General features: G+C 62.2%; 16 protein-coding genes. 5 read left to right on the top strand and 11 right to left on the bottom strand.

What is annotated here, in order from left to right; translation table 11 throughout:
- Positions 1-18 precede the first annotated feature (18 nt).
- The 6 genes from F3089_RS00135 to rpsB form a co-directional block, all read right to left on the bottom strand.
- On the bottom strand, positions 19-855 hold the full coding sequence (locus F3089_RS00135; RefSeq protein WP_151438867.1) for a phosphatidate cytidylyltransferase: 837 nt from the start codon (positions 853-855) through the stop codon (positions 19-21).
- 9 nt (positions 856-864) lie between these two features.
- Positions 865-1,647 (bottom strand): polyprenyl diphosphate synthase, encoded by a 783-nt coding sequence (gene uppS, locus F3089_RS00130; RefSeq protein ID WP_151438866.1) that lies wholly within the window; start codon positions 1,645-1,647, stop codon positions 865-867.
- A 22-nt stretch (positions 1,648-1,669) separates the two neighbouring features.
- Complete coding sequence (frr, locus tag F3089_RS00125) at positions 1,670-2,191, bottom strand: ribosome recycling factor (protein ID WP_202405535.1); 522 nt, start codon at positions 2,189-2,191, stop codon at positions 1,670-1,672.
- Positions 2,192-2,244: 53 nt separating this feature from the next.
- Positions 2,245-2,979 carry a UMP kinase gene (gene pyrH, locus F3089_RS00120; RefSeq protein ID WP_095618244.1) on the bottom strand — a complete coding sequence of 245 codons (735 nt, stop codon included), beginning with the start codon at positions 2,977-2,979 and terminating at the stop codon, positions 2,245-2,247.
- A 120-nt stretch (positions 2,980-3,099) separates the two neighbouring features.
- Positions 3,100-3,960, bottom strand: a complete 861-nt coding sequence (tsf, locus tag F3089_RS00115; RefSeq protein WP_151438864.1) for a translation elongation factor Ts — start codon at positions 3,958-3,960, stop codon at positions 3,100-3,102.
- A 54-nt stretch (positions 3,961-4,014) separates the two neighbouring features.
- Positions 4,015-4,764, bottom strand: coding sequence for a 30S ribosomal protein S2 (gene rpsB, locus F3089_RS00110; RefSeq protein WP_077530678.1), 750 nt, complete (start codon positions 4,762-4,764; stop codon positions 4,015-4,017).
- A gap of 395 nt (positions 4,765-5,159) precedes the next feature.
- On the opposite strand from rpsB, the gene map reads away from it, so the two are divergent.
- From map to dapE, 5 genes are all read left to right on the top strand, one after another.
- Positions 5,160-5,930, top strand: coding sequence for a type I methionyl aminopeptidase (gene map, locus F3089_RS00105; RefSeq protein ID WP_151438863.1), 771 nt, complete (start codon positions 5,160-5,162; stop codon positions 5,928-5,930).
- Between the two features lie 148 nt (positions 5,931-6,078).
- The gene (locus tag F3089_RS00100) at positions 6,079-8,760 is read left to right on the top strand and encodes a [protein-PII] uridylyltransferase (RefSeq protein ID WP_502707321.1); all 2,682 of its coding nucleotides are present in this window, start codon (positions 6,079-6,081) and stop codon (positions 8,758-8,760) included.
- On the top strand, positions 8,757-9,968 hold the full coding sequence (dapC, locus tag F3089_RS00095) for a succinyldiaminopimelate transaminase (RefSeq protein WP_151438861.1): 1,212 nt from the start codon (positions 8,757-8,759) through the stop codon (positions 9,966-9,968). The genes F3089_RS00100 and dapC overlap by 4 nt, the downstream gene beginning before the upstream one ends.
- Positions 9,969-9,986: 18 nt before the next feature.
- Positions 9,987-11,018 (top strand): 2,3,4,5-tetrahydropyridine-2,6-dicarboxylate N-succinyltransferase, encoded by a 1,032-nt coding sequence (dapD, locus tag F3089_RS00090; RefSeq protein ID WP_151438860.1) that lies wholly within the window; start codon positions 9,987-9,989, stop codon positions 11,016-11,018.
- Between the two features lie 8 nt (positions 11,019-11,026).
- The gene (gene dapE, locus F3089_RS00085; protein ID WP_151438859.1) at positions 11,027-12,178 is read left to right on the top strand and encodes a succinyl-diaminopimelate desuccinylase; all 1,152 of its coding nucleotides are present in this window, start codon (positions 11,027-11,029) and stop codon (positions 12,176-12,178) included.
- Between the two features lie 18 nt (positions 12,179-12,196).
- Here the strand turns inward: dapE and F3089_RS16130 are convergent, their stop codons facing one another.
- The 5 genes from F3089_RS16130 to F3089_RS15995 all read right to left on the bottom strand — a co-directional run.
- Positions 12,197-12,667 (bottom strand): cold-shock protein, encoded by a 471-nt coding sequence (locus F3089_RS16130; RefSeq protein ID WP_151438858.1) that lies wholly within the window; start codon positions 12,665-12,667, stop codon positions 12,197-12,199.
- Positions 12,668-12,675: 8 nt separating this feature from the next.
- Positions 12,676-13,716, bottom strand: coding sequence for a hypothetical protein (locus tag F3089_RS00075; RefSeq protein WP_151438857.1), 1,041 nt, complete (start codon positions 13,714-13,716; stop codon positions 12,676-12,678).
- Positions 13,717-13,771: 55 nt separating this feature from the next.
- Positions 13,772-15,187 carry a mannose-1-phosphate guanylyltransferase/mannose-6-phosphate isomerase gene (locus F3089_RS00070; RefSeq protein ID WP_151438856.1) on the bottom strand — a complete coding sequence of 472 codons (1,416 nt, stop codon included), beginning with the start codon at positions 15,185-15,187 and terminating at the stop codon, positions 13,772-13,774.
- Between the two features lie 158 nt (positions 15,188-15,345).
- Positions 15,346-15,729: a histone-like nucleoid-structuring protein, MvaT/MvaU family gene (locus F3089_RS00065; RefSeq protein WP_151438855.1), complete on the bottom strand. Its 384-nt coding sequence runs from the start codon at positions 15,727-15,729 to the stop codon at positions 15,346-15,348.
- Between the two features lie 166 nt (positions 15,730-15,895).
- Positions 15,896-16,165 (bottom strand): hypothetical protein (locus F3089_RS15995; RefSeq protein ID WP_225741622.1); only part of this gene is annotated, 270 nt, incomplete at its 5' end.

The following is a 16,165-nucleotide window of genomic DNA, read 5'->3' as shown; positions in this document are numbered from 1 at the left end:
CCAGTCCGTATCGAAGCGTTACTGAACCGGCGTCAGCCAGCCCAGGAGGGTAAAACAGGATGCCAGCACCGGGATCGCAACCACCAGGCTGTCGATGCGATCCAGGATACCACCGTGCCCGGGCAGCAGCTGGCTGCTGTCCTTGATGCCGCGATGGCGCTTGAGCATGCTCTCAAACAGATCCCCCAGCACCGACGCGAGCGCGGTCAGCACCGAGGCAAGGACGAACTGAATCACCGCGATGCTGGCGAGGTCAAGCCACCGGGCCACGGCCAGTGCCAGTACCGCCACCACTGCCAGGCCACCCCAGACGCCCGCCCATGTCTTACCGGGGCTGACGGCCGGCGCCAGTTTGCGGCGCCCGAAGGCACGGCCGGCGAAATAGGCGCCGATATCCGCGCCCCAGACCACAAGAAAGGTGTACAGGATCAGCAGCAGGTTGTTGCCGGTATGCCCCAGCGACAGGTCGCCAGCACGCAGGTGGTTGAGCGCCAGCCACGCCCCGACGAGCGCCAGAATGCCCAGGACCAGCCGTACCGGCCGCGGATGCCAGAGCCCTGTACCTGCGGGATAGGCGGCAACCATGGCTGCCACCAGCAGCCAGAACATCGCCAGCACCCCGAGAAGGGGCACGACCGGCAACGCCTGGAAGACGGCCATAAGAACAACCAGCACCAGCGCGAAAGCCCACCGCTGCAGCCTTCCCTCAAATCCAGAGAGGTTGGCCCATTCCCAGCCGGCAATGGCCAGAAGAGCGCCGGTAAATACAGCAAACCCCATCGGAGGCAGCAGAAAAAGACCACCCACAACAATGGGCGCCAGAATGACAGCCGTGATCACCCGCTGCTTCAGCACTGCGCCTCCTTATCCATACTGCCTCTGGGGCATGGTGGGCTCGGCAACCTGTTCACCAGTACGCCCAAAGCGGCGCTGACGGCCCGCGAAGTCCGCCAGCGCCTCACGCATGGCAGTATGCTGGAAGTCAGGCCAGTACAAGGGAGAGAAATAGAATTCGGTATAAGCGAGCTGCCACAGCAGGAAATTGCTGATGCGCTGCTCCCCACCGGTGCGGATCAGCAGATCCGGCATGGGCCGGTCGCCCAGGCTGATGTAACGCTGGAGCAGGTTTTCATCCACCTCGTCCGGGCTAAGACGCCCCGCCGCCACCTCCTGCGCAATGCGACGGCTGGCCTGGGCCACATCCCAGTGCCCGCCGTAGTCCGCCGCAATCACCAGTTCCATGCTGCCACAGTGCGCGGTTTCCTGTTCCGCCCGGGCCATATGCTCCTGGAGCGTATGGCTGAACCGCTCGCGGCTGCCGATGAAGGACAGACGAATATCGTTATCCCGGAGCCGCCTTACCTCCTTTCGCAGCGAGCGCAGAAACAGCGTCATCAGGGCACTGACTTCCTCGTCAGGACGGCGCCAGTTCTCACTGCTGAAGGCGAACAGGGTAAGAACCTCAACACCGGACTTGCCGCAGGTCTCGATGGCCGCGCGCACGGACTTCACACCCGCGCGGTGACCACTGATACCACGCTGGCCCCTGGCCCGGGCCCAGCGGTTGTTGCCGTCCATGATCACCGCCACGTGGCGCGGGCAACCCGCCAGTGGCGGCATGTCCTTTTCCTGATCCGTCTCGCTCATGCTTGCCCCAGCAACCCGGGCCTCAGATGGCCATCAGGTCGTTTTCCTTGTTCTTGAGGAGCTCGTCGATCTTGGCGACGTACTTGTCCGTAAGCTTCTGGATATCACCCTCAGCCTTTTTCTCTTCGTCCTCGGTGATTTCCTTTTCCTTGAGCAGATCCTTGATGTCGCTGTTCACATCCCGGCGTACGCCGCGCACCGCGACCCGACCCTGCTCAGCCTCGTTGCGCGCATGGCGAACGTATTCCTTACGGCTGTCCTCGGTCAGGGTGGGCATGGGGACACGCACAACCTCGCCCGTGGTCGCCGGATTGAGCCCCAGATCGGCTTTCATGATGCCTTTCTCAATCTTGGGCGCCAGGTTCTTCTCATAGGGCGATACAGCCAGTGTACGCCCGTCCTCCACGGAGACATTGGCGACCTGTTTGAGCGGTGTCTCCATGCCGTAATAATCCACCGTCACCTCATCCAGAATGCTGGGATGCGCCCGCCCTGTCCGGATACGTGCAAAGGCCTTGTTGACGGAATCCACCGCCTTCTGCATGCGTTCTTCAGCGTCTTGCTTGAGCTCGTCTAACACGGTTTCCGCCCTCTTGTTCAGGCTTCCTCAATGAGTGTTCCTTCGTTGCCGCCCAGTGCGATGTCACGCAGAGCACCGGGTTTGCCCATGTTAAACACACGGACCGGCATGTTGTGATCCCGGCACAGGCAGATGGCGGTGAGGTCCATCACACCCAGACGGCTTTCCAGCACCTGATCGTAAGTGAGCCGATCGTACTTGAAGGCTTCCGGGTTGGAGACCGGATCGTCGTTGTAGACGCCGTCCACCTTGGTCGCCTTCAGCACCACGTCGGCGTCAATCTCAATGGCCCGCAGGCACGCCGCCGAATCGGTCGTGAAAAAGGGATTGCCGGTACCCGCGGTGAAGACCACCACATCGCCACCCTTGAGGTCACGCATGGCCTCACGGCGGTCGTAGTGCTCCACGATGCCACTCATGGGAATGGCCGACATGACCCGGCTCTGGATATTGGAGCGCTCGAGTGCATCGCGCATGGCCAGCCCATTCATCATGGTGGCCAGCATGCCCATGTGATCACCGGTCACCCGGTCCATGCCGGCCTCGTTCAGAACGGCTCCCCGGAAGAGATTGCCGCCACCGATGACGATGGCCACCTGCACGCCGATGCTTACAAGCGAATCGATCTCGACCGCCATGCGGTCAAGAACCTTGGGATCGATCCCGAATTCGTGATCACCGATCAGGGCCTCGCCACTGAGTTTGAGCAGAACGCGTTTGTATCGGGTCTGTGTCGTACTCTGGGTGGGCATGGCCTGTGACCTCCTGACCGGTGTTCTGGATACAAACCGGCCGCAGTCTCCCCAACGCGCCATGCGCCGGGAGATGCGGCCCGAGTTATTGGCGGGTCATGCCCGCCGGCTGCGTAGGGATCAGCCCTTGAGCTGCGCCGCAACCTCGGAGGCGAAGTCCGTTTCTTCCTTCTGGATGCCTTCGCCCACCTCGTAGCGTACAAAGCTCACGAGCTCGGCGCCATGCTCCTTGAGAAGATCCTTGACGGCCTGATCCGGATTCTTGACGAAGCCCTGCTCCACCAGGCTGTTCTCCTTCAGGAACTTCTGGATCCGACCGGTCATCATCTTCTCGACGATTTCCGGCTTCTTGCCTTCCATGTCGGGCTGGGAGCGAATGACCTCGCGCTCCTTCTCGACTTCCTCTTCCGGCATGTCGTCCGGCGTACCAACCCGCGGGTTCACGGCCGTGACGTGCATTGCCAGATCGCGGGCCAGCTCACCGGAGCCGCCCTTGAGCGCCACCAGCGCGCCCATGCCGTTGGTGGAGTGAACATAGCCACCCACAACGTCGCCCTCAAGGCGGACAGCACGGCGTGCCGTAATGTTTTCGCCGATCTTCTGGACGAGCTCTTCGCGCTCTTTCTCCAGATCATCAACGACCAGCTTCTCGATGTCGGTTTCGCCGTTCTGGAACGCGGCGTCCAGCACCCGATCCGCAAACGCAAGGAAACCCTCATCACGGGCGACAAAGTCGGTCTCGGAGTTGACCTCGACCATCATGCCGACGCTGGCGTCATCGGTCACCTTCAGGCGTACAACGCCTTCAGCGGCGGTACGACCCGCCTTCTTGGCAGCCTTGAGGCCGGAGTTCTTGCGCAGGTTGCTGATGGCGGTTTCAACGTCACCTTCCGCTTCCACCAGCGCTTTCTTGCATTCCATCATGCCCAGGCCGGTGCGCTCACGCAGCTCCTTGACCTGTGCGGCAGAGATTGCAGCCATTATCGGTTCCCCACTTGAATCAATTCGGTTGTTGCCGTTCGAGCGGGCCGGGGCTTATTCAGCCGCCGGCGCCTGCGGTTCGTCTTCGCTGACTTCAACAAACTCATCAGCGGCACCGCCACCTGCCTGGGTGCCTTCGATCACGGCATCGGCCACGGCACGGACGTAGATCTGGACCGCACGGATGGCGTCGTCGTTACCCGGGATGACCACGTCAACGCCCTTGGGATCGCTGTTGGTATCCACCACACCGATCACCGGAATACCCAGCTTGTTGGCTTCCTTGATGGCGATGTCCTCGTGATCCACGTCAATGACAAAGAGCGCGTCCGGCAGACCGCCCATGTCCTTGATACCGCCAATGTGGCGCTCAAGCTTTTCCATCTCGCGCCGGTGGTCCAGCGCCTCTTTCTTGGTCAGCTTGTCGAGCGTGCCATCCTGATCCTGCTGCTCCAGATCGCGGTAGCGGCGGATGGACTGGCGGATGGTCTTGTAGTTGGTGAGCATGCCACCAAGCCAGCGGTGGTTAACGAACGGCATACCGCAGCGTTCCGCTTCTTCCTTCACGATCTTGCTGGCGGAGCGCTTGGTGCCCACGAACAGGATCTGGTTCTTGTTCTCGGCCATCTTCTGAACCTGATCAAGCGCCTGGTTCAGTGCCGGAACGGTATGTTCGAGGTTGATGATGTGGATCTTGTTGCGCGCGCCGAAGATGTACTTGCCCATCTTCGGGTTCCAGTAGCGCGTCTGGTGTCCGAAGTGTGCGCCCGCCTTGAGCAGGTCGCGCATGCTCACCTGTGCCATTGCTATCACCTTTGTCTGGTTGGGTTACGCCTCCACGCATCCCATTATCCGACTCTGGGGCCACCTGGCCACCGGAGCACCCGGGACAATGTGCCGATACGTGTGTGTATTTGGTTTTTACCGCTTCCGGTGGATCCGCCTGGAACTCCCCGGAACGGCGCGCGAATTTTTACCATAAAACGCGCCCAAAAGGAAGTTACACCGCCGAATGAGTTGCCTGCGCGGCCGGTCTGAGGCCATACCTGTAGGAACGAGCCCTGCTCGCGATTCCCTCAGCCCTATCGCTTGCAAGGCAAGCTCCCACAGAAGCTAAGCTGTGGCATTGAGCAGGTTCAATCTCCGGGCCTGAGCCGGTAGAATAGGCTGCCTTTGAATCAACAGACTGCGGGAGCGGCATGAGCGTTCAGATCAAAACCGCCGAGGAAATCGAGAAGATGCGGGTGGCGTGCCGGCTGGCCGCCAGTGTTCTGGAGATGATCGGCGAGCATGTGAAGCCGGGCGTCACCACCGAGGAACTCGACCGGATCTGCCATGAGTACATCGTTGAGCATGGGGCGACCCCGGCACCGCTGAACTACAAGGGGTTCCCCAAGTCCGTGTGCATCTCCGTCAATCAAGTGATCTGTCACGGCATTCCCAATGAGAAGAAGGCCCTGAAGAACGGCGACATCCTCAACATCGACGTCACCGTCATCAAGGACGGCTATCACGGCGATACCAGCATGATGTTCGTCGCCGGCAAGGCCAACCCCGCGGCCGAAAGGCTCAACCGGGTCACCCGGGAATGCCTGTTCCGCGGCATCGAGATGGTGCGCCCGGGCGCGAAGCTCGGCGACATCGGCGCCGCCATCCAGAAGCACGCCGAGGCCAACCACTACAGCATCGTCCGCGAGTACTGCGGTCACGGCATCGGCCAGGGCTTCCACGAAGAGCCCCAGGTGATGCACTTCGGCAAGCCGGGCACCGGCCTGGAACTGCAGGAGGGCATGACCTTCACCATTGAGCCCATGGTCAATCAGGGTAAACGCCACAGCAAGGTACTGCCGGATGGCTGGACAGTGGTTACCCGGGATCGCAAACTGTCCGCACAGTGGGAGCACACGGTCCTGGTCACCGCCGAGGGGTATGAGATCCTTACCCTGCGCAACGGTGAGGAGCCCGCATAATCCCGTAGGAGCGCGCTCGCGCGAACCGCGCCTGAACCGCGATCAGAGCACCGTGAAAGGACCATCGCGGCCATGGCCGCTCCTACCCTGACCCATGAGGCAGTCACCGATGGATCACTCGGCGCCCGTTTTCGATCCGGACCAGCACCTGGATGCCACCGCGCTGGCGGACGAAATCCAGAATGCGGCCTCCCCCGGTGTGCCGGTACGCCGCCATCTTGAGCGCCTTCAGAAGGTCATGGCGGATGCTTTCCGTGCCGGTACCGATGTGCGCTCACTGGTGCACGGTCGTGCCCGCATCATGGATACCGTACTGGCACTGCTCTGGGAGCACTCCCCCCTGGGCGAAGCGCAGGACCTTTCCCTCGTGGCCGTTGGTGGTTATGGCCGTGGCGAACTGCACCCCTGGTCGGATATCGACCTTCTGATCCTGACCGGGGAAGCCGGCGCCCAGGCGCACGAAGAAGCCCTCTCTGACTTCCTGACCCTGCTCTGGGATCTGGGCCTGGACATCGGCCACAGTGTGCGCAGCATTGAAGAGTGCGTATCCACCGCGCGCGAGGACGCCACCATCCTCACCAATATGCTTGAAACCCGGCTGATCGCCGGCAACACCGAGCTCCCCAGGCAGCTCCGCAAGCGTGTGTACTCGAGCGACACCCTCTCCGACCGTGCGTATTTCGCCGCCAAGCGCCGCGAGCAGCAGCAGCGCCACGGCAAGTACGGGGCCACCGAATACAATCTGGAGCCCAACCTCAAGGCCTCACCCGGCGCGCTGCGCGACATCCAGACCATCATCTGGGTGGCCCGCCGCCACTTCGGGCTGGATGACCCATCCGACCTGATGCACTTCGCCATCCTCTCGGACGAGGAATTCGAGATCCTGCGCGAGGGTGAGACGTTCCTGTGGCAGCTGCGCTTCGGTCTGCAGATCCTCGCCGGACGCAACGAGAACCGGCTGCTGTTTGACTATCAGCCGGATCTCGCCCGCATGCTCGGCTTCGAGGAACACCATGGGCGCCTGGGCGTGGAACTGATGATGCAGGCCTACTACCGCAGGGTGCTGGCACTGGCGGAGCTCACGGATGTGATCCTGCAGCATCTGGATGAAGAGATCCTGCGTGCGGACGAACCGGAGCAGATCCAGCCGGTCAACCGCCGCTTCCAGATCCGTAATGGCTATCTTGAGGCCACCAACACCCAGGTCTTCGCCTATGCGCCCTACGCGCTGCTGGAGATCTTCGTGGTTCTGGCCCAGCACCCGGAAGTGAAAGGCATCCGGGCTCCGACCATCCGGGCCATCCGGGCCCACCGGCACCTGATTGACGATGCCTTCCGCCAGAACCTGGCCTGCACCACGCTGTTCATGGAACTGCTGCGCACGCCCCACGAACTGGACACCACCCTGTCCTACATGAAGCGTTACAACGTCCTCGGGCGCTACCTCCCGGAGTTCGGCAACATCATCGGACAGATGCAGTACGACCTGTTCCACGTCTACACGGTGGACGCCCATACCCTGCGGGTAATCGGCAACATGGTGCACATGCAGACCACCGAGGGCCGTGAGCAGTTCCCGCTGGCCTCACGGCTGAGCCACCAACTGCCCAAGCCGGAACTGCTGTACGTGGCCGGCCTGTTCCACGATGTCGCCAAGGGCCGTGGCGGCGATCATTCGGAGCTCGGCGCCATCGATGCCGCCCGCTTCTGCGAACAGCACCACCTGAGCGACCGGGACACCAAACTGGTGGCCTGGCTGATCGAAAACCACCTCCTGATGTCGCTCACCGCGCAGAAATGCGACATCTCAGACCCGGCCATCATCCGCGAGTTTGCGCGCAAGATCCCGTCCAAGGTGCACCTGGTCTATCTCTACATCCTGACCGTGTGCGACATCGCCGCCACCAACCCGAACCTGTGGAACACCTGGCGGGATTCGCTGCTGCGCCAGCTCTACATCGAGACACGCCGGGTCCTGCGCCAGGGCATCGACAGCCCCTTCGACCGCAACGACTGGATCCGCGCGACCTGCGAGGAGGCCCGGGACATGCTGCGCAGCCAGGGCTACAGCAACGAGCAGATCGACCGGGTCTGGAACACCCTGGACGATGACTTCTTCCTGCAGGACGCCACGGTCGACATTGTCTGGCAGAGCGCCGCCATCATCCGCCACGGCGACAACCCGGACCCGCTGGTGATGATCCGGGACACCACGGGTGGCCCGACGGACGGCTACACCCACATCATCATCTACATGCGCGACCGCGCCGCGCTGTTCGCCGCCACCACGGCGGTACTGGAGCAGCTGCACCTGAACATCGTCGACGCCCGCATCCTCTCGGGCGAAGGCCCCTACAACCTGAGCAGCTACGTGGTGGTGGACGAGCAGGGCCAGCCCCTGGGCAAGGACCCGGAGCGCCGGGACCACATCCGGGACCGGCTGGTGGAGGAGCTGGACGACCCGGACGACTACCCGGCCATCATCGAGCGCCGTGTGCCGCGCAAGCTCAAGCACTTCGCCTTCCCCACGGAAGTGACCATCTCAACGGACACGGCCAACCACCGCACCATGCTGGAAGTGGTCACACCGGATCGCCCCGGCCTTCTGGCGCGCATCGGCCGCATCCTGCTGGACCACCACATGCGGCTGGTCAGCGCCAAGATCGCCACCCTGGGCGAACGGGTGGAAGACATCTTCTTCGTGACCGATGAACGCGGCAACCCGGTGGAAGACCCGGAAGCCTGTGAGTCCGTGCGTCAGGCGCTGTGCCAGCAGCTGGACGAAGTGGCCGGTCTCAATGGCCACAGCGAACAGGAAATCACGATATGAACCCGAGGCTCGACGACCTCCACCCCTACCCGTTCCAGAAGCTGGCCCAGCTGTTTGAGGGGACGCAACCGCCAGAGCAGGCGCACATCGCCCTTTCCATTGGCGAACCCAAACACCCGGCGCCGGCTTCCGTGCTGGATACCCTGCGTGACAGCCTCGCGGACGTGGCCCGATACCCCGCCACAAAGGGCCTGCCGGAACTGCGGGAGGCCATCGCGACCTGGGCCACGCGCCGCTTCAATCTCGGGACGGGCAACCTGGACCCTGACACCCAGCTCCTGCCCCTCAACGGCACCCGCGAAGGCCTCTTTTCCTTTGCCCAGGCCATGCTGTCCGGCACCCCGGATTCACTGGTGGTCAGCCCCAATCCCTTCTACCAGATCTACGAGGGGGCGGCCCTTCTGGCCGGCGCCCAGCCGTATTTCGTCAATAGCACGCGGGATGGCGGGGGCCTGCCGGAGTTCAGTAACGTGCCGTCTGGCATATGGGACCGGTGTGAGGTGGTCTATCTGTGCTCACCGGGCAACCCCAACGGGGCCGTCATGGGCCTTGAGGACTACCGCCAACTGCTGGAACTCGCGGACCGGCATGACTTTGTGATTGCGGCGGACGAATGCTACTCGGAGATCCACCACCCGGAGGCCGAACCACCGCTGGGCATGCTCGACGCCTGCCGCCAGCTCGGGCGTGACGACTACCGCCGCTGCGTGGTGTTCCACAGCCTGTCCAAGCGCAGTAACCTGCCGGGCCTGCGCTCGGGGTTCGCCGCCGGAGATGCGGACTGTCTCGCGCGCTTTCTGCGCTACCGCACCTACCACGGTTGCGCCATGCCCATCCATCACCAGAAGGCCAGCATCACCGCCTGGAATGATGAAGCACACGTCCAGGCCAACCGCGAGGCCTATCGGGCCAAGTTCGATGCTGTACTTCCCATCCTGGCGCCCTGGCTGGACGTGGCACGTCCCGAGGCCGGCTTCTACCTCTGGCCACGCACGCCCATGGACGACGAGACCTTTGCCAGAGCGCTCTACAACGAGGAAAATGTCACCGTACTGCCGGGGCGCTATCTGTCACGCACCAGCGACGGCGTGAACCCCGGCGAAAACCGGGTCCGCATGGCGCTGGTCGCCTCTCAGGAGGAATGCGTGGAAGCCGCGCAGCGCATCGCCCGCTTCATTGAACGCCGGACACAGAACGGATCCATCTAACAGGAGAGAACCAGGACCATGAGCTTCGCATTCGGCATTGGCATCGGCACCCGCAACCAGAAACACGAATGGCTGGAGGTGTATTACCAGCAGCCCATCCATGACCCCGACAGTACACTGGTCGGGATCGTGCGCGACAACATTGAGGGTCTGGGCGAAGGCAACGCGGCCGCGGATGCCGACGCCAACCAGCTTCAGACCCTGGCGGACCGGCTGGAGGAAGCCGGCTACGCGGACCTTGGGGCGCTCGCCGATCAGGCCAGTGAGAGTTCGCTGCCAGTGGTTGTAACGCTTCTGGACACCGACGCCGAGGCGAGCAGCACCCCGGAGGTCTACCTCAAGCTCCACCTGCTTTCCCACCGGTTGGTGAAGCCCCATGGCGTGAACCTCAAGGGCATTTTTCCGCTGCTGCCGAACCTGGCCTGGACCAACGAGGGAGCCATCGACCTTGAGGAACTCCCCCAGCGCCAGCTCCAGGCGCGTGCCGCCGGCCGGGTTCTGGAAGTGAAGGCCGTGGACAAGTTCCCGCCCATGACCGACTACGTGGTCCCGAAAGGCGTGCGGATCGCGGATACCGCCCGCGTGCGCCTGGGCGCCTATGTGGGCGAAGGCACAACCGTGATGCACGAGGGCTTCATCAACTTCAACGCCGGCACCGAAGGCAAGTCCATGATCGAGGGCCGTATCTCGGCCGGCGTGGTCGTGGGGCAGGGCTCGGACCTGGGCGGCGGCTCGTCCACCATGGGCACGCTCTCCGGCGGCGGCAACATCATCATCTCGCTGGGTGAGAACTGCCTGCTGGGCGCCAATGCCGGCATTGGTATCCCTCTGGGTGACCGCTGCACGGTGGAAGCCGGCCTGTATGTCACCGCCGGCACCAAGGTACAGGTGCTGGATGACAGTGGCGAGCATGTTCAGACCGTTAAAGCGCGGGATCTGGCCGGGCAGGCTGACCTGCTGTTCCGCCGCAACTCCGAGACCGGGGCGGTCGAGTGCCGGACCAACAAGACAGCGATTACGCTGAACGAAGAACTCCACGCCAACAACTGAGTGAGCGAATGAGCGAGCCGCGCAGCGCCACCCTCGAACTGGCCCGGGAGCTGATCAGCCGGGCCTCGGTCACGCCGGACGACGCCGGCTGCCAGCCGATGCTGACAGAACGCCTGGCTGAGGCAGGCTTCAGAGGGGAAGACTACCCGTTCGGGGAAGTCCGCAACCTCTGGCTTCGCCGTGGCGGGGGCGGCCCGCTGTTCGTATTCGCAGGCCACACCGACGTTGTTCCCCCGGGTCCGGAAAACGACTGGACCACCCCGGCCTTTGAGCCCACCGAGCGTGATGGCATGCTCTACGGTCGGGGCGCGGCGGACATGAAGGGCTCGGTGGCGGCATTCGTGACGGCAACGGAGCGCTTTGTGGCCCGTTACCCGGAGCACCGGGGCAGCATTGCCCTGCTTCTGACCAGTGACGAGGAAGGCCCTGCGCGGGACGGTACCCGCCGCGTGGTGGATGCCCTCTCCGAAAAGGGCATCCGCCCGGACTGGTGCCTGGTGGGCGAGCCCTCCAGCAGCAAGCGGGTGGCTGACACCATCAAGAACGGACGCCGTGGCTCTCTCTCCGGCAAGCTGCGCGTTCGAGGCACCCAGGGCCATGTGGCCTACCCCCAGTTCGCGGACAACCCGGTGCACCGGGCCGCCCCCGCGCTGGCCGATCTGATCAACACCGAATGGGATACGGGCAATGACCACTTCCCGCCCACCAGCTTCCAGATCACCCGAGTGGAAGCCGGGGAAGGCGCCAACAACGTGGTCCCCGGCTCCATGGAGGTGGACTTCAACTTCCGTTTCTCCACGGAGGTCACCGAAGCCCGGCTGCGGGAACGGGTTACCACCCTGCTCGACCGTCACAGGCTGGACTACAAGCTGGAGTGGCAGCTCAGCGGCGAGCCCTTCCTCACAGAACGCGGTGCCTTCATTGATGCGGCCGTGCGCGTGATCGAACAGGCCACAGGCCAGCCTCCCGCGCTTTCAACCGGCGGCGGCACGTCGGATGGTCGTTTCATCGCGCCCACCGGCGCCCAGGTAATGGAACTCGGCCCTCTCAACGCCACCATTCACAAGGCGGATGAGTGTGTATCGATTGCGGATCTGGAGGCGCTTTCAGGAATCTACGAGGGGATTCTGGAGGAACTGCTCGCGGGCCAGGTAGCCTGACCCGCGGAGGGAGACGAATCAGTCGTCGTCGAGGGTCGTTACGTCGTTGGCCTGGAGGCCCTTTTCCGCTTCGACCACGGTGTAGCTCACCCGCTGGCCCTGGCGGAGGACCCGCCGGCCTTCGCCCTGGATAGCGCGGAAGTGAACGAACACGTCGCCGCCGCTGTCACGGGTGATGAAGCCAAAGCCTTTCTTGACGTTGAACCACTTGACTGTGCCTTCTTCCGAGTCCTTGCCCTTCCTGCGACCAGAACTCTTACCACCTTTGGAGGCCTGCTTCTGCTGACCGCTCCCCGTGCGTGTGGCAAGACCGGACGCCACCAGCGCCACGATGACAAACAGAAGATAGGCGAGCAGGTAGTCCACCAGTGATGCTGAGGTCTCCAGGTACAGCTCGATATTCCCGTTCATGGGGATCAGCGCCAGGATGAGCGGCGCCGGCAGGGAGACCAGCAGTGATGCGTAAAGTGCTTTGCGATTGATTGGCATGGTTGATGTTACTCTCTTGTGACCTCTTTGTTCAGGCAGCGCGCATCATACCAGAACGCATCCTGTGCTGACGAAGCCGCCCCTGCACACTCCAGCCAGGAAACCACTGCAGCCTGATCCAGAATCAGCTCGGGTGGTGTCTCATGCCACTCCACGTCCAGAGCCGCACGCTCCACGGAGGCATCATGGTTCAGGGCCTTCCCGGGGGTATCGCCGCGTGCCAGGCTCACCAGTTCCGCCTGCTCGTCCATGGCCTGCCTGCGGGTAAGATGGGCCAGCCGCACGGGACCACAGGCCCACTCAAACCGGACCATGGCCGCAGCGGCACTGAGCACGGACAGCACATGCCCCGGGTCGGCTTCCTGGCCCAGAAGTCCTTCTTCCATGGGGCCGAAGGTTCTGTGCTCTCCCTGGGAGGTCGCTGCCGAGCTCACCGCCACCTCCATAGCCGACTGCTCCACCTGCATGCCAAGCCACTCCTCCATCGCCGGCTGGCGCTGCCGGCACCATGCCAGTACATCCACCGCACTGGAGGCAGGCACCCGCAGGCTGTGGCGCATTCGAGGTGTGCCGGCAGGCACCCGTGACTCCGGAGGACCGTCGTGGGCAACCATCAAAGCAATCGAGGGGTCACCGATCAATTCCGACCACGCCAGAAGTCCCTCCGCCTGAACCACGGATGCCAACAGCTCAGCTCCTGTGGACTCCAGCAGGAACCAGCAGACACCAGCATCAGTGGCGGCCCGGATTTCCCCCATCGTCCGGCATACGGCCTCCCCATTGCGGATCAGCGCCAGTACGGGCACTACCCAGAGCTCATGCTCATACCCCGTGGCCTTTTCCGCCACCTCACGGGCGTGTTCCGCCAGGCCTCTGGAAGCAAGAGCGCCCCCACGGCACAGCTCAATCGGCCCGCGCACGGAGCCGGCAAGCGCTGCAAGGCGCCGGGACTGGGCCAGTGCCGCTTCGCCAACAGGCGCAATCCGCTCGGGATAAGCATTAGGGGTGTTGATGAGAAGGGGTTCCGTGGCGTTATGCCAGTCTTCCATACCAATTCCCTCTGGTCTGTGGGGGCGGCATCCGGCCGCCCGGGGTCAATCTCAGTCAGACGCGGTTGTAATTGTCCTCAAAACGGACAATGTCGTCCTCTCCCAGATAGCTGCCCGTCTGCACCTCAATCACCTCCAGGGGAATCACCCCGGGATTGGACAGACGGTGGGTCACGCCCAGTGGAATATACGTGGACTCATCCTCGGTCAGCAAGGTTTCCTCATTACCACGTGTAACCAGTGCGCTCCCACTCACAACCACCCAGTGTTCCGAGCGATGATGATGTTTCTGCAGTGACAGTGTGGCTCCGGGATCCACCGTTATCCGCTTGACCTGGAAACGCTCGCTGCGGGCCACGCCCTCATAGCTGCCCCAGGGCCGATGGACCTTGCGGTGGAAGCGGTACTCATCGCGATTCTGGTCCTTCAGGCGGCTCACCAGTTTCTTCACATCCTGTACCCGGCTGCGGTCCGCAACCAGCACCACATCATCCGTCTCAACAATGACGTGGTTGTCCACGCCGATTGCCGCCACCAGGCGCCCTTCGGAATGGAGATAGGACTGATGGACGTCCTCAGTGATCACATCACCGCGAACAACATTGCCATCGTCATCCTGATCCTGGAGTTCCCAAAGCGATGACCATGACCCCACATCACTCCAGCCAGCGTCCAGCGGCAATACGACGGCGCGCTCTGTCCGCTCCATCACCGCATAGTCAATGGACTCTTCAGGGCACTCCACAAAGACCGCATCTGAAACCCGAACGAAATCCTGATCATCCCGGCGTGAAGCCCAGGCCCGCTGGCAGACCTCCAGGATATCCGGGCGATGGCGCTCCAGTTCCGCCAGGTAGTCACTCGCCCGGAAGAGGAACATACCACTGTTCCAGTAGTAATGGCCGTCATCCAGGTACCCCTGGGCCGTAGCCGCATCCGGCTTCTCCACAAATGCCGCCACAGGCCGTGCTCCGCCAGCGACCTGCTCGGACTCGGCCCGGATGTAACCATAGCCGGTATGCGCACAATTCGGTACAACCCCGAACGTCACCAGCCGACCCTCGCGGGCCACCTCCTCACCCGCCTGAACCGCGCGGGCAAAGGCCTGGGTGTCCTTGACCACATGATCCGACGGCAACACCAGCATCACACCGTCCGGATCCGTCTCCTGAATCCGCAGTGCTGCCAGTGCAATGGCCGGCGCCGTGTTGCGCCCCACTGGCTCCAGAAGAATGCGCCCGGCCTCCGCCTGCTGCCCGTAGCGCTGCAGATGCGCCGCCACAATGAACCGGTGTGCCTCATTGGTGATCACGGACAGACTCGAACAGCCGGACACCGCACAGGCACGCTGCAGGGTCTCGTCCAGAAGGGATTCGTGGGTGTTCAGTGCCAGGAACTGCTTGGGGTAAGCCTCACGGGACAGAGGCCAGAGACGGGTACCGGAACCACCGGAAAGGATGACTGCGTGCATGATTCTTCCCTGTTGTCTGATGCCCCAAAGGGTACCGCAGCCAAACGCCCGGGAAAACAATCCATCCCGGATCAAATGCAGACCGTAGGAGCGCGCTCGCGCGCGATCTTTTATAGACCGCCTTTAGAGCCCGCTCCCACAGCCATAATGCAGCTGCCTCAGCTCTCCTGCCAGCGGGCAACCTCTTCCTTGCCATACTGCTTCCGCCACGCATTCAGCGTCTTGTGGTTACCACCACGGGTCTGGACTACTTCACCGGTGTGCGGATTGCGGTAAGTCTTGAGCGGGCGCTTCTTGCGGCCATCACTCCCACTGGACGAACCACCGCCCTGCTCCAGCTTGTTCTTAACACTCGAATCCAGCGTCGCCAGGACCTCCAGCATGTCCTTACCGGACTTACCGTATTTTTCCATCAACTGGTTCAACTCCTCCTTGAAATCGAGCTCTTTCTTGAGCTCCTTATCCTCTTCCATCTTCTGGAGTTCGTCCTGAAGTTGCTTTACGGCTTTCTGTTTTTCGTAGTAGGTGGAGATTTTACCCATTTCTTAAACCCTTCCATCAGAAATTATCAGTGCAGAATTTATCTTTACGCAAAAAGACTGTCAAAACTTAAGTTGCAAAACCACTTTAATGTGCAGACGTAGTGGATAAGACTGATGCCTCAACATCTCTCATAAACTCTGGATACCCTTTATCAGCACCTCACCTTTAAGGCGCTTCCTCATCTCGTTGAGGCATCAGTTCAGGATTTCTTGGGAAATTCCCGTGGGCCCAAAAGCGCGGCTGCATCGACTGAGGAACATTATCTCCATACCAAGACCTATCAACGGTCATGGCTTGATAATAACGAACAACTTCAAGGTTCCAGAATAATAACACACTCAACACGACAGGTAAGGTCAGATACCTTGGCACCAGGCTTTTTCCTGAGAATTGTATTTTCCCACTTCGGTTCCCGAAGAGTTCCGGATGGTTTAG

The sequence above is a fragment of the Halospina sp. K52047b genome (genome assembly GCF_008709855.1).
Classification (GTDB): Bacteria; Pseudomonadota; Gammaproteobacteria; order Pseudomonadales; family Oleiphilaceae; genus Halospina; species Halospina utahensis_B.
The sequence above is the reverse complement of the archived record's forward strand: the minus strand, read 5'-3'. Positions and strand labels throughout refer to the sequence as shown.